Raw genomic sequence first — 13041 nt, 5'->3', positions numbered from 1 at the left:
GATTACACTTCATAATCATAACTAATTGTCAGCGGAGCATGATCAGAAAACCAGTTTTCTTTATAGACATACTCTGAGCCGGTAACTACTTTATCTTTTAGGTTTTGCGTAGCTATTTGATAGTCAATACGCCAGCCGACATTATTTGCACGAGCTTGTCCACGATTTGACCACCAAGTATATTGTAATGGTTCATGATTAACTACTCTGAAACTATCTACCCAACCCAAATCATCAAATATATGATCCAACCATTCTTGCTCTTCGGGTAATACTCCAGAAGTCTTGCCATAGTTAGGTTTCCAGTTTTTGATATCTATCTCTTTATGGACGATATTAAAATCGCCACAAACGATAAAATCACGACCAGAAGCTATTTGCTCTTTTAGGATTTCTTTGTATTTCTCAAGAAATTGCATTTTGTATTCTTGACGGACATCACCACTAGAGCCACTTGGGAGGTATAGACTAGCAACACTAAAATTCTCATAATCAAATTGAATATAACGACCTTCATTATCAGCCCAGTCAAACCCAAGCTCTTTGATAACTTTTAGAGGTTTTTTCTTTGCATAAATAGCAGTACCACTATAGCCTTTTTTAACAGCATCTTTAAAGTCATAATGATAACCTTCGGGGAAGTACTGACTATCTCCCTCAAGTTGATGAAATTGAGCCTTTGTTTCTTGGATACATAAAAAGTCGATATCTTGAGTTTTGAACCAATCCCAAAAACCCTTACGAGTAGCTGCACGGATACCATTTGCGTTAAATGAAGTAACTTTGATCATTTTAGTTAAAGTTTAGTGAAATCTTATAGTTATTTTATCATTTTAGAATTGCTATGTAATTGTCTATAGTAGAATTATGTAAAATCAATTAAATGTGATAAATTATTATAAAATTAAAACGTCTTAAACAAGTAGCTAGTTATGCAAAGTTATATTTCAAAAGAAAAGATCAACGTTAGTCAATCCTCTACAGGAGAAGATATTTCTATCGAAAAAATTACAATTAAAGGAAGCGATAAAAACTCTCCAACAGTGTATATGCAAGCAAGTATGCATGCCTCTGAATTGCAAGGTAATACAGTAATGATTGAACTTTTAGAGTATTTTAATAAGTATCAGCCTAAAGGAGATATTTATCTGATACCTCAGTGTAATCCTATTGGTAAAGATTTATTTATAGGAGCAGGTCATCAAGGTAGGTTTGACTCTGCAACAGGAGATAACTTTAATAGATACTATCATTACCCTAAAATTGACTATAAAAGTTTTGCAGAAAAGCATATAAACTCAAGCACAACAGACTATAAAAAAGCATTTGAGAAGTTATTACAGGAAAAAATATCTGAAGAGCTATCAAATGAGTGGGAGCTATCAAGAGCTAGAAGATTAAACTTAATAGCACAACAAGAAGCTCAAAAAGCTGATTTTGTTTTAGATTTACATACAGATACTGATGCAACAACCTATGTTTATACTGCAGAATTTGCTAAAAAAATGGCAGAAAAATTTGGTTACAAGCATACTCTTGTAATTGATAATAATAAAGCGGAAGGTGCTTTAGATGAAGCTATATTTTGTCCGTGGTGGCATTTATCTCATGCATTTAAAGAACTAGGTAGAGATGAAGAGGTTCTAAAAGAAGGGTACACTTTAGAGCTAGGCTCAGAAGAATATATCAATTTTGCAGATGCTAAAATGCAAACTCAAGGGGTACTGAACTATCTCCACCACAAAAACATTATTGACTCGCCATTTGAAACTAACCTTTTGCATGAAAAAATTATACATACGAATATATCTAACTATAAACACATCAAAGCTATAGAGGGTGGTTTATATGAATGGTTTATAAAGGCCGGTGATTCATTTAAAGCTGGTGAAGTAATCGGGCAATATATTCAAACATCGACTATGATCAGAAAAGAATTGAAAATACCTTATAGTGGTACTGTTATTAGTATTCATAATACAGGAGCTGTATGTCAAGGAAGTCAATTAATGAATTTAGCACTAACATAATAATTGAAATTCATTACAAAAAAATATTACTTATTCACGGTATAAAAGAGATTGGTTGTTCAAAGGGGCTTTAAATCAATACATGAATGATTTAATTCATGAGTTTTTAGTTATGGGCTCACTGCCTACATTTGTTTGTAATAATGTTACCAAAGATAAAAATGTAGGAAGATATATTACTAAAGAATATGAATAGCTTTTAAAGAAGGTTTTTTTAATTAAAGATCTATAGTAAAGAAAATTGAGATTCTTCTTTAGTGATTTTTTTCTCTTGAGAATTACGTTTTGCTTTTACTGCATTTGCTAGCATTTCTAGCATTTTAACAGTTTCATCAAAATCAACACATTTATCTGTAACACTTTGACCATATGTTAGAGGTTTAGTATTTATATCTTGATTACCAGCAACTAGGTTACTTTCAATCATTACACCAAAGATATCATCACTAACTTTAATTTGTTCACAAATATTCTCTAAAACAGAGTTTTGTTTAGTATGATCTTTTTGACTATTACCATGGCTACAGTCAATCATAACCTTTGAGTCAATCCCTGATTTTTTAAGTTTAGCTATACATTCATCAACATGCTCCTTACTGAAGTTAGGTCCAGAAGCACCGCCACGAAGTATCACATGACCGTTAGGATTTCCTTTAGTTTCAAATATAGCCGTAGAACCAGATTTGGTTGTACTTAAAAAGTGGTGTGAATATGTCGCTGACTTGATAGCATCTACAGCAACTTGAACATCACCATTAGTAGCATTTTTGAAACCGATAGATGCTGATAGACCAGAAGCTAATTCTCTATGAACTTGGCTTTCAACAGTTCTAGCACCAATTGCTCCCCATGAAATTAGCTCAGCAAAATATTGAGGGGTGATTACATCTAAAAATTCAGTTGCACATGGTAATCCCATATCTGTAAGATCTGATAATAAGTTACGAGCTAGTCTTAGACCTTTATTAATATTAAAAGAATCATCAAGATCAGGGTCATTAATTAGACCTTTCCATCCAACAGTAGTACGAGGTTTTTCAAAATATACTCTCATTACGATAATGATTTCTTTTTCAAACTTCTTAACTTGAGCTTTAAGTTTTTTAGCATACTCAATTGCCGCATCAGTGTCATGAATAGAGCACGGTCCAACTACAACTACAACTCTGTCATCTTTACCATGGATAACTTCAGCTATCTCTGTACGAGATTTTTTAACAGTTTGAAAAGAACCCTTTAAAAGAGGAGTCTCTTGAATTAGTACTTCTGCAGGAATCAATACTTTTTCCTTTTTTATATTTATATTTGAAACTTTATCAAAATTTTTATCGCCAATCATTAATGTTTATTCCTTTATAGTCTAATTATCTTTTACCTAGTAGGTTTGCCATATTTCCCATGCCTTGCATGCCAGCCATTCTTTTCATCATATTGGCCATACCACCTTTTTTGCCAACAACTGATTTCATCATTTTTTTCATTTGAGTGTGTTGTTGGAGTAATTTATTCAAATCTTGAATAGTAGTACCTGAACCTTTTATAATTCTTTGCTTTCGGCTATGTTTTATTAATTCTGGTTTTTTTCTTTCTAGTGGAGTCATTGAATCTATCAATGCTTCAATTTTCTTAAACATATCATCACCAATATTACCTGGCATATTTGCTGGCATATTTGGTAATTTAGACATTATTGACTCAACACCACCGATATTCTTCATTTGTGAAATTTGAGCTTTAAAGTCATTTAAGTCAAAATTCTTACCACTCTTTAACTTTTTGGTAAGTTTCTGAGCAGACTCTTTTTCTGTTTTTTGCTCTATGCTTTCTATAAGACTAAGAACATCTCCCATACCAATAATCTTAGAGGCAACCCTATCTGGGTGGAATGGTTCAAGTGCATCGGTTTTTTCGCCAACACCTAAGAACTTAATTGGCTTACCTGTAATTTCACGAATAGACAGGGCAGCACCACCTCTTGCATCACCGTCAGTTTTGGTCAAAATTATACCTGTTAGAGCTAGAGCATCATTAAATGCTTTTGCTGTAACCGCGGCATCTTGACCTGTCATACTGTCTACTGTAAAGAATGTTTCAACAGGTTTAGCAATTTTATGGATAAGTTTAATTTCATCCATCATAGACTCATCTATGTGTAAACGACCAGCTGTATCGACAATCACAACATCCATTAATTTAGTCTTAGCAGCTTGGATTGCTTGAGTAACTATATAATCAGGTTTCTGTGAGATATCTGAAGGGTAAAACTCAACATCAACACTTTTAGCTAGAGTTTCAAGCTGATCAATCGCAGCAGGGCGATAAATATCAGCAGAAACAACCATTACTTTTTTCTTATGCTGTTCTTTAAGATACTTTGCAAGTTTAGCTGTAGAAGTTGTTTTACCAGCACCTTGTAGACCAGCCATCAATATAACTGCTGGTGGCTGAGCCTTTAGATTAATTGGTACAGCTTCTTCACCTAATGCTTTTTCAAGCTCTTTTTTAACGAAAGAAACGAAAGTTTGATCAGGAGTTAAACTCTTTTTAACTTCTTCACCTAATGCTTTTTCCTTGATGTTAGCAATAAAGCTCTTTACAACCGGTAAAGCAACATCAGCCTCTAAGAGAGAAACTCTGATGTCTCTTAATGCTGACTGGACATTTTCTTCTGTTAAAGAAGTTTGGCCTTTTAATTTGTCAAATGACAGTTTTAATTTGTCTGATAAACTAGTAAACATAATTCTATAAGTCTTTAGCTCTTAGAGTCTATTAATTTTAATTATCAAGATATTAACATTTTTGAGAAAGATATACTATCTTAACAAACGATACTTATTGCAATTACTATAATTAAAGATATGCATACTGATATATATATGTAATTTCTTTTTTTTGTGAAATAACCAAGTTCCATAAAAACTCTTATAACTGGCATTAATATAATATACAAAATACCAATATTAAGTATTTGAGAGGCTAATATGCTTTGTCTGTACATAAGGTGGCAAATAAGGCCAATTATTAGCAAAATAACTGCTGTTGTTAAATTCAATTTTAGCAATATTGAGAAAAGTTTGCTTTTAGTCATCAGAAGCCCTTAGATATCATTTGTATAGTTGCTAATAAAACCACAATAAAAAACATCGTTCTAAGTACGCTTGGACTCAGTAAAGGCATGACTTTAGAACCAATAGTCGCTCCTAAAAGTGCACCAAGTGCAACAGAGGCGGTGATAGTCGGATCTATGCTATTTGATGTGTAATATATAATTGCAGCTGCAAAACCTGTGATCCCCATTATAAAATTGCTCGTTGAAGCACTGACTTTAAAAGGTACTTTCATTATTTTATCCATAGCGATAACTTTAAATAAGCCAGCTCCAATACCTAATAGACCACCAATAAACCCAGCACCTAACATGCTTATAAAGCCCCAAATAGGATGTTCGATATTATAATTGTAAGACTTGTTTTTTATAGTGTAACTATCATTTAATTGTAGTTTTTCAGCCATCGGATGAACTTTAGTACTAACTTCATTTGAGCGTTTTCTAAAGCTTAGAATTAAAACGACAAGTAAAATTGAGCCAAAAACTATATATAACGGTTTTGCAGACATTCTCAAAGCTAAGTTTGCACCAAATATAGCACCAATAGCTGTACCAATAGCTAAAAATAATCCTAACTTCTCTTTAGTAAGACCGTGAGATTTTAATGAAACTATTGATGTTGCTGTTGATGTACAAATAGTAGCAACTAAAGATGCACCGATAGCATAATGTATAGGAATATTTGTGAAAGTAACTAAAGCTGGTGTAATTATTATAGCACCACCAAGACCAATCATTGAGCCTATTGTGCCACCGATAACGGATACCACAAACACAAAAATTTCTAAAAAAAGGATATTTTCCACGAAAAATGTAAGTAATGTAATAAATATTAAAGCTAATTATAGCAAACAATTAGGGCGGGACTTTTAGTTATATAAAGTTATTTTTCAAAAAATTTGAGTTTTTGGATAAATGCTTTAGAATATATCTGTTTTAACTATATTTAATTAATCATTAAAATCGGAGAATAAGCCACAATGGCAAAAGAAGACTGTATCGAAATGGAAGGTGTTGTTTTAGAAGCACTACCAAACACAATGTTTAGAGTTGAACTTGAAAATGGGCATACTGTAACAGCACATATTTCTGGTAAAATGAGAAAAAACTACATTCGTATATTAACAGGTGATAAAGTTGTAGTAGAGATCACGCCTTACGATTTGACTAAAGGCCGTATCAAATTCCGTAGTAAATAATCTATCAAATATTTTTCTATAAAATAAAATTTTCAATTATTAGTAGTATCGGCGTGATAATCGTAAAGATTAAACCTATCGATATTGCTAAAGGTACGACTTTATTTCCATAATTATTTCTAATAACTGGTAAGCAGAAATCCATGGCAGTATTTGCAGAATAACCAACAAGCTCAACAGATAGATATTTTCTTAGCAAAGGAATTGTAATAAGAACTACAAGTTCTCGTATAAAATCTATTAGGAAAGTCACTATGCCATAATACTCTCCTAAATAACTAGTATTAAGTACCATCGATAGTGAGTACCATCCTAAACCTGAGCTAATCATAATGCTTTGTTTAGAGGGAATGCCGGTAATAAAATTCATTATTATCCCAGATAAAATTAGATGCTAACACAATTAAGATTACAATCATCATTGCATATTTGTTTTTAAAAATTTCGATGATATTTATGTTCTCAAGCCTTAAAAGTGCTCCAATAATAAAAAGTAGGGCAAGTAATAAAATATAAACCATGCTGTTAATTTGTTGCGTAGCATTGATATCTATTATTTCTCCTATTATGTAACCTAAAATTAGAAACATTATGTATTTAGAGGCCTGAATAATTAATGTCAGAATTTTATTTTTATGCTTAGGATCTTTTTGAATTATAAATTTGGCTTTGATATCAATATGTTTACATAATAGCCATATCGCTAGTACATTCGTAGCAAATAATACTATAGAGTAAGCTGTAGCTACTCCTATAACCTTTAGTATAATAGCGTTTGTATGAGTAAAAATACTAAAGTTATAACCCATAAATATAACAATAGATACAACTATAGCTTCTAGGCTTGAATTAATGATTTTTAGATTTTTTGAAGAACCGTTAATTTTACAAAAAAAATATCCAATAAGTAGACTTATAAATAATAAAACAGATTCGAGCATTTTAATGGTTTACTTTTTCGTTACGATAAATCATAAATAAGACTACAGGAATTATAGAAGAGATTAGACAAATTGCTAGCATTTTAATAAATTCAAACGGGTTATCATACATATTGTCGGGTGGTATAAAGCCTACTATCACACAGATACAAGTACCTAAGATACCTGCAATTGAAATTGTAGTCATTCCAATTTTACCACCAGGTATTCTAAATGCATCAGAATCTTGAGTTCTCTTATCAGTAAATTTAAGCTTTAGTGCGGCTATAAACATCATTAAATACATTAATGAGTAGATTTGAGTACTTAGGGCAGTAAGCAGCCAGTAGTATGCTTGCACAGAGGGGACTAACTCTAAAAGTAAGCAAATAATAGTCATAATAATAGCTTGAAGGATTAGGATGCCACTCGGAACATCATGGCTATTTTTCTTATCAAGTATTTTTGGTAAAAAATGGTCATCTGCCGCTTGTAGTAAGCCTCTAGCAGGAGAAATCATCCAGTTAATCATTGAACCAACCGAACCGACAATAATCATCATTCCTAAAGCATAGTAGAAAAACATAGGGATACCTAAATCTTCAAGGTATATCTTAAACGTTTTAATTGTTCCGTGCACAACATCAATTTCTGATTGAGGGAATATAAGGCTTACAGCTAATGCTCCTAAAACCATTGTAAATATTATAAAAACTACGGAAATAAATAAAGCTAAAGGGAAAGTTTTCTTTGGTTTTTTTACATTTGTAATATGAACAGTAGCAAGTTCTAAGCCGAGGAATGATGCAATAATTGCTGTTAGGCCCATCCAAGATTCTGTTGAGTGAAAGTTAGGAATTAAATTATCTGCTTGGAAGTTTAGATGGTTATGGCATTGATCACAACTTAACCATATTATTGCAAATATAACCATTAAGATCATTGGTATAACCATGCCTAAAAAAGTACAAATACTTGCAAATACGGCTGATACTTTTAAACCTTTAAGATTAAGAATAGTTAGTAGCCAAAAAGTTACTGTTATAAAAATAATCGTGAACTTTATGTTTTGCCCAAGGTCAGGATTAAAAATATAAGCAACTGTACCAGCTAAAAAGGTTAGGATACTTGGAAACCAGATTAAAGTATTTACCCATTGAAACCATATAGCAAGCATTGCTACATTAGGGCCAAAAGCTTTTTTAACCCAGCCATATACACCTTCTTCACCTTTATTGGTATATGTAGCTGTCATCTCTGCAGATACTAAAGCAACAGGCGCTAAAAATAATAATATAGCAACTGCAAAAAAGAAAAATATATATGTTCCTGATGTTGCTGTAGATGGTAAGTTTCGAATATTATCAATAGCTCCAGTCATTAGTAGAACTAAAAGAACTATACCTATCTTATCTTTTTTTGAAGAATTATTCATTTTACTAAAAAAATATTATTTGTTTGAATAATCAATGATACTTAAGCTAAGTATAATAGGCAATTATTTTAAGCTATATAAAGTGGCATTACTTGAAAAAGTTTTTCAAGAATGTTGAGAGCATTTTTATCATCAGTCTTGATTATTAACCGATCACCATCTTCAACAGTTATATTATCATCAAAAAATATAGGAACATTATTTTTCATGATAGAAAGGATTTTTATGCCATCCGGTAATTTAACATCTGAGAGTTTTTTACCAATTATCGTCGACATGTTTTCTTCACCGTGGACTCGTAATTCTACTAAGTGTTCTTCAGAACCTTCAATTTCATACATTGTAATCATATCAACTTGAGTCAAAAAGGCTTTGATAGTCGCATAAGATAAACTATGTGGAGATAATGAGATGTCGATTAGGTTCATATCTCTTGTGATAGAGTAGTATTCAGAACTATTGACGGTAGCGATAGTTTTTTTTGCACCTAGCTTTTTTGCTAATATAGATGACATTATATTTATTTCATCGGCATTTGTAAGTGCAAAAAACATATCAGCCTCATCAATGCCTTCGGCAACTAGAAGATTATTGTTTACAGGGTTATAATGAAGAATTGTTGATTTTGAAAGTTCTTGCAAAGCTAAATCACATTTTTTTGCACTTGGATCAATCATTTTTATGATATAGCCTTTTGTTTCAAGAGATTTTGCAAGTGTGATACTAGCATGGTTAATTCCAGCAATAAATATCTTCCTAATATTTGATTTTGTTGGTTGGAAAATTGATAATATCTGAGAAGAGTAAGCCTTTTCAGAAAGATACATAACCCTATCTCCGGGCTCAACTAAAACTTTTGTATTTTCTATATCTAGTCGATCATCACCTCTATAGACAGATATAATATCAACTTTAATATCACCAAGCCCTAGATAGATATCTTTTATTGCAAATCCTACAAGAGGGGAGCTATTTGCTACTTCAACTCCAACAATTTGAACTCTTTTATCAAAAAAGCTAGATATAAAGTATGCTCCTGCTAGAAATATTAGTTGTTCTATCTGTTTGGTTGTTTCAAAGAAAGATTTTATAACTAAGTCGATATTGTTTAGTAATTTAGGGAACCTATTATATTCAGTTTCTCTAATTCTAGCGACTTTGTAAGGTGTTTTATAAAGTTTATATGCCATATCACAAACAGCAATATTGGTGGTATCATTAGATGTTACAGCAATAATCATATCAGTATCTTTGAAGTTTGCTTCATTCATGATATTCGGTTTTGTAACATCACCAATAATTGTTTGTACGTCAAAAGCAGAAGAGATAAACCCTAATTTTTCCTCATCCAAATCAATAACGGTAACCTGATGTTCTAAACTTAGTCGCTGAGTAAGATATATGCCGAGTTGGCCAGCACCTAATATAGCTATTCGCATAATCGAAAACTTTTAGTATTTATATTTAGTGATACTAGTCGAAGTGGTATGAATAATCAAATTTTAATTTACATTCTAAGTGTTTGATATTATCATATTCTACAAATGATACTAAATTGGTATAGTTGAGTAAAATATGCTCAAGATAAGTAAATTATTAGACTATGGATTGCTAGTAGTGGTGACTATAGCTAAAAATAAAGAAGCGCCTTATAGTGCTATGAAGATTTCCGATGTAACTGGGTTAAATTTACCAACAGTTCGTAAACTACTTAATCTTTTGTCAAATCGCAATATAGTAACATCCAAAAGGGGAGTTGATGGCGGTTATATACTAGTTAAAAATGCTGAGACTATAAAAGTGTTAGATATAGTTAAAGCTGTTGAAGAAAATGTACGAGTTACAGAATGTTGTGATTTGAGAAAGAAGAAATGTGCAGCAGTAAAAGTTTGTACAGTTGATAATTACTGGAAGGCTATGAATAAAAAGGTCTTAGAAATATTGTCTGAAACATCTATCGATGATGTTGTAAATAATAATCAAATATAATTTTTATAAAGATACTAAATATAATAGAGAGTGACTAATGAGTGAAAACTTAGACAGAATTATAGAACAAGACTATGAACATGGTTTCTCTACAGATATCGAAACAGATACGATAGATGTGGGTCTTAGTGAAGATGTAATTAAGTTTATATCTGCCAAGAAAGATGAGCCAGAGTTCATGTTAGAATGGCGTTTAAAGGGTTATCAAAAATGGCTTGAAATGACTGAACCTGAATGGGCACATTTAGACTATCAAAAAGTAGATTATCAAGCTATTAGTTATTATTCTTCACCAAAATCGATGAAAGATCATCCTAAGAGTTTAGATGAAGTTGATCCAGAAATTTTAGATACATATAATAAGCTTGGTATACCTTTGCATGAGCAGGAATTTTTAGCTGGTGTGAAAAACATAGCTGTAGATGCTGTATTTGACTCTGTTTCAGTTGTTACAACTTTTAAAGAAAAACTTGCAGAAGCAGGCGTTATATTTTGTCCGATTTCAGAAGCTATCCAAAAATATCCAGATTTAGTGCAGAAATATTTGGGTTCTGTAGTGCCTCAAGGCGATAACTTTTTTGCAGCATTAAACTCAGCTGTATTTTCAGATGGATCTTTTGTGTATATACCAAAAGGTGTAACTTGTCCAATGGAGCTTTCTACTTATTTTAGAATAAATGCTTTAAACACAGGACAGTTTGAAAGAACTCTTATAGTCGCTGATGAAGATAGTTATGTAAGTTATTTAGAAGGTTGTACTGCTCCAATGCGTGATGAAAATCAACTTCATGCAGCAGTTGTTGAATTGGTAGCTTTAAAGGGTGCTGAAATTAAGTATTCAACAGTGCAAAACTGGTATCCTGGTGATAAGGATGGCAAGGGGGGTATATATAATTTTGTAACTAAGCGAGGAGTCTGCAAAGGCAATAATTCTAAAATTTCATGGACACAAGTTGAGACTGGTTCTGCAATTACTTGGAAATATCCATCTGTAGTTTTGCGTGGTGATAATTCTGTTGGAGAATTTTACTCTGTAGCATTAACCCGCCATGCTCAGAAAGCAGATACTGGTACTAAAATGATTCATCTTGGTAAAAACACTAAAAGTACAATCATTTCAAAAGGTATATCTGCAGGTAAGGCTCAACAGGCTTATAGAGGTTTAGTTAGAATTTCTCCAAATGCTGATAATTCTCGTAATTTCTCTCAATGTGATTCATTATTGATAGGGCATAAGTGTGGAGCTCATACTTACCCATATATTGAAAATAAAAGCAATAGCTCTCAAATTGAGCATGAAGCTACTACATCTAAAATATCAGATGACCAATTATTTTACTGTAAGCAAAGGGGCATCTCAGAAGAAGATGCGATTGCAATGATTGTGAATGGTTTTTGTAAAGAGGTATTTAAAAAGTTACCGTTAGAATTTGCAGTTGAAGCTCAAAAACTTATGGAAGTAAGTTTAGAAGGTGCAGTAGGTTAAGAAATACGCTGGGGATCTTCGTGTCAAGCACGAGGATGATCATTTATTTGTTGGTCATTCCCATATGAATGGGAATCTTGTTGAGTAAAACTAGGAACTAGGTATATAAATTTAAAGGTATAAAAAATGTTATTAGAAATAAAAGATTTACATGTAAATGTTGGTGATAAAGCTATTCTTAAAGGCTTAAATCTTAAAATGAACAAAGGTGAAATTCACGCAATCATGGGTCCAAATGGCGCTGGTAAAAGTACACTAAGTAATGTGCTTGCAGGTAAGGCTGGTTATGAGGTTATTAAAGGTGAAATTTTGTTTGATGGCAGGCATATAGATGATTTAAGTATCTCAGAAAGAGCTGCCGCTGGTATATTTTTAAGTTTACAATATCCTATAGAAATACCAGGTGTTAGTAATGTTCAGTTTTTGAAAACTGCTGTTAATAGTATCAAAAAGCAAAAGGGCGAAGATGAGATTGATGCAATTTCGTTTATGAAAACTCTTAGAAAAAATATGCAAACTCTTGAAATTGATCAAAAATATATGTCTCGTGGTGTAAACGAAGGCTTCTCAGGTGGTGAGAAAAAGCGTAATGAAATGCTTCAACTTATGATGTTAGAGCCTAAATTAGCGATACTAGATGAAACTGATTCTGGTCTTGATATCGATGCTTTGCAAGTTGTATCTCATGGTGCAAATAGCATGCGTTCAGAGGAAAGAAGTTTCTTGGTGATTACACATTACCAAAGACTTTTAGATTACATCAAACCTGATTTTGTCCATGTACTTGCTGATGGTAAGATTGTCAAAACTGGTGGTAAAGAGCTAGCTTTAGAGCTAGAAGAAAAAGGTTATTCTTGGGTCAACGGCTAAAAG

General features: G+C 32.3%; 14 protein-coding genes. 5 read left to right on the top strand and 9 right to left on the bottom strand.

All coding sequences use genetic code 11. The features are described 5' to 3' along the window. Positions 1-2: 2 nt before the first annotated feature. A complete protein-coding gene (locus CDH04_RS05815; protein ID WP_112870135.1) occupies positions 3-791 on the bottom strand; it encodes an exodeoxyribonuclease III in 789 nt (262 codons plus the stop codon). Between the two features lie 141 nt (positions 792-932). Between CDH04_RS05815 and CDH04_RS05810 the strand changes: the two genes are divergently transcribed. Further along, positions 933-2030, top strand: coding sequence for a M14 family zinc carboxypeptidase (locus CDH04_RS05810; protein WP_112870134.1), 1098 nt, complete (start codon positions 933-935; stop codon positions 2028-2030). Between the two features lie 226 nt (positions 2031-2256). On the opposite strand, the gene CDH04_RS05805 is transcribed toward CDH04_RS05810, so the two are convergent. The 4 genes from CDH04_RS05805 to CDH04_RS05790 form a co-directional block, all read right to left on the bottom strand. Beyond that, positions 2257-3369, bottom strand: a complete 1113-nt coding sequence (locus CDH04_RS05805) for a 3-deoxy-7-phosphoheptulonate synthase (protein ID WP_112870133.1) — start codon at positions 3367-3369, stop codon at positions 2257-2259. A 25-nt stretch (positions 3370-3394) separates the two neighbouring features. Beyond that, complete coding sequence (gene ffh / locus CDH04_RS05800) at positions 3395-4768, bottom strand: signal recognition particle protein (RefSeq protein ID WP_112870132.1); 1374 nt, start codon at positions 4766-4768, stop codon at positions 3395-3397. An 80-nt stretch (positions 4769-4848) separates the two neighbouring features. Further along, the gene (locus CDH04_RS10130; protein WP_409254765.1) at positions 4849-5028 is read right to left on the bottom strand and encodes a DUF1634 domain-containing protein; all 180 of its coding nucleotides are present in this window, start codon (positions 5026-5028) and stop codon (positions 4849-4851) included. An 89-nt stretch (positions 5029-5117) separates the two neighbouring features. Then, positions 5118-5945, bottom strand: a complete 828-nt coding sequence (locus CDH04_RS05790; RefSeq protein ID WP_112870130.1) for a sulfite exporter TauE/SafE family protein — start codon at positions 5943-5945, stop codon at positions 5118-5120. Positions 5946-6119: 174 nt separating this feature from the next. Here CDH04_RS05790 and infA point away from each other — a divergent pair, with 174 nt between their 5' ends. After that, positions 6120-6338, top strand: coding sequence for a translation initiation factor IF-1 (gene infA, locus CDH04_RS05785; protein WP_112870129.1), 219 nt, complete (start codon positions 6120-6122; stop codon positions 6336-6338). A gap of 16 nt (positions 6339-6354) precedes the next feature. Here the strand turns inward: infA and CDH04_RS09965 are convergent, their stop codons facing one another. The 4 genes from CDH04_RS09965 to trkA form a co-directional block, all read right to left on the bottom strand. Next, positions 6355-6708, bottom strand: a complete 354-nt coding sequence (locus tag CDH04_RS09965) for a LysO family transporter (protein WP_234393424.1) — start codon at positions 6706-6708, stop codon at positions 6355-6357. Next, on the bottom strand, positions 6680-7279 hold the full coding sequence (locus CDH04_RS09960) for a hypothetical protein (protein ID WP_234393423.1): 600 nt from the start codon (positions 7277-7279) through the stop codon (positions 6680-6682). Before CDH04_RS09960 ends, CDH04_RS09965 begins: the two co-directional genes overlap by 29 nt. A 1-nt stretch (position 7280) precedes the next feature. Continuing rightward, positions 7281-8693 (bottom strand): APC family permease, encoded by a 1413-nt coding sequence (locus CDH04_RS05775; RefSeq protein ID WP_112870128.1) that lies wholly within the window; start codon positions 8691-8693, stop codon positions 7281-7283. Positions 8694-8761: 68 nt separating this feature from the next. Further along, positions 8762-10132, bottom strand: coding sequence for a Trk system potassium transporter TrkA (trkA, locus tag CDH04_RS05770; RefSeq protein ID WP_112870127.1), 1371 nt, complete (start codon positions 10130-10132; stop codon positions 8762-8764). A 136-nt stretch (positions 10133-10268) separates the two neighbouring features. On the opposite strand from trkA, the gene CDH04_RS05765 reads away from it, so the two are divergent. From CDH04_RS05765 to sufC, 3 genes are all read left to right on the top strand, one after another. Beyond that, entirely contained in the window at positions 10269-10682 is a 414-nt protein-coding gene (locus CDH04_RS05765; RefSeq protein ID WP_112870126.1) for an SUF system Fe-S cluster assembly regulator, read from the top strand. A 37-nt stretch (positions 10683-10719) separates the two neighbouring features. After that, positions 10720-12168: a Fe-S cluster assembly protein SufB gene (gene sufB / locus CDH04_RS05760; RefSeq protein ID WP_112870125.1), complete on the top strand. Its 1449-nt coding sequence runs from the start codon at positions 10720-10722 to the stop codon at positions 12166-12168. A 126-nt stretch (positions 12169-12294) separates the two neighbouring features. Next, positions 12295-13038, top strand: a complete 744-nt coding sequence (gene sufC, locus CDH04_RS05755; RefSeq protein ID WP_112870124.1) for a Fe-S cluster assembly ATPase SufC — start codon at positions 12295-12297, stop codon at positions 13036-13038. Positions 13039-13041 lie beyond the last annotated feature (3 nt).

The sequence above is a fragment of the Francisella adeliensis genome, from assembly GCF_003290445.1.
In the GTDB taxonomy this organism is placed as follows: Bacteria; Pseudomonadota; Gammaproteobacteria; order Francisellales; family Francisellaceae; genus Francisella; species Francisella adeliensis.
The sequence above is the reverse complement of the archived record's forward strand: the minus strand, read 5'-3'. Positions and strand labels throughout refer to the sequence as shown.

Coding starts and splice junctions, on each gene's coding strand:
- CDH04_RS05815 (WP_112870135.1), bottom strand. CDS start 791: ATGATCAAAGTTACTTCATTTAACGCAAATGGTATCCGTGCAGCTACT.
- CDH04_RS05810 (WP_112870134.1), top strand. CDS start 933: ATGCAAAGTTATATTTCAAAAGAAAAGATCAACGTTAGTCAATCCTCT.
- CDH04_RS05805 (WP_112870133.1), bottom strand. CDS start 3,369: ATGATTGGCGATAAAAATTTTGATAAAGTTTCAAATATAAATATAAAA.
- ffh (WP_112870132.1), bottom strand. CDS start 4,768: ATGTTTACTAGTTTATCAGACAAATTAAAACTGTCATTTGACAAATTA.
- CDH04_RS10130 (WP_409254765.1), bottom strand. CDS start 5,028: ATGTACAGACAAAGCATATTAGCCTCTCAAATACTTAATATTGGTATT.
- infA (WP_112870129.1), top strand. CDS start 6,120: ATGGCAAAAGAAGACTGTATCGAAATGGAAGGTGTTGTTTTAGAAGCA.
- CDH04_RS09965 (WP_234393424.1), bottom strand. CDS start 6,708: ATGAATTTTATTACCGGCATTCCCTCTAAACAAAGCATTATGATTAGC.
- CDH04_RS09960 (WP_234393423.1), bottom strand. CDS start 7,279: ATGCTCGAATCTGTTTTATTATTTATAAGTCTACTTATTGGATATTTT.
- CDH04_RS05775 (WP_112870128.1), bottom strand. CDS start 8,693: ATGAATAATTCTTCAAAAAAAGATAAGATAGGTATAGTTCTTTTAGTT.
- trkA (WP_112870127.1), bottom strand. CDS start 10,132: ATGCGAATAGCTATATTAGGTGCTGGCCAACTCGGCATATATCTTACT.
- CDH04_RS05765 (WP_112870126.1), top strand. CDS start 10,269: ATGCTCAAGATAAGTAAATTATTAGACTATGGATTGCTAGTAGTGGTG.
- sufB (WP_112870125.1), top strand. CDS start 10,720: ATGAGTGAAAACTTAGACAGAATTATAGAACAAGACTATGAACATGGT.
- sufC (WP_112870124.1), top strand. CDS start 12,295: ATGTTATTAGAAATAAAAGATTTACATGTAAATGTTGGTGATAAAGCT.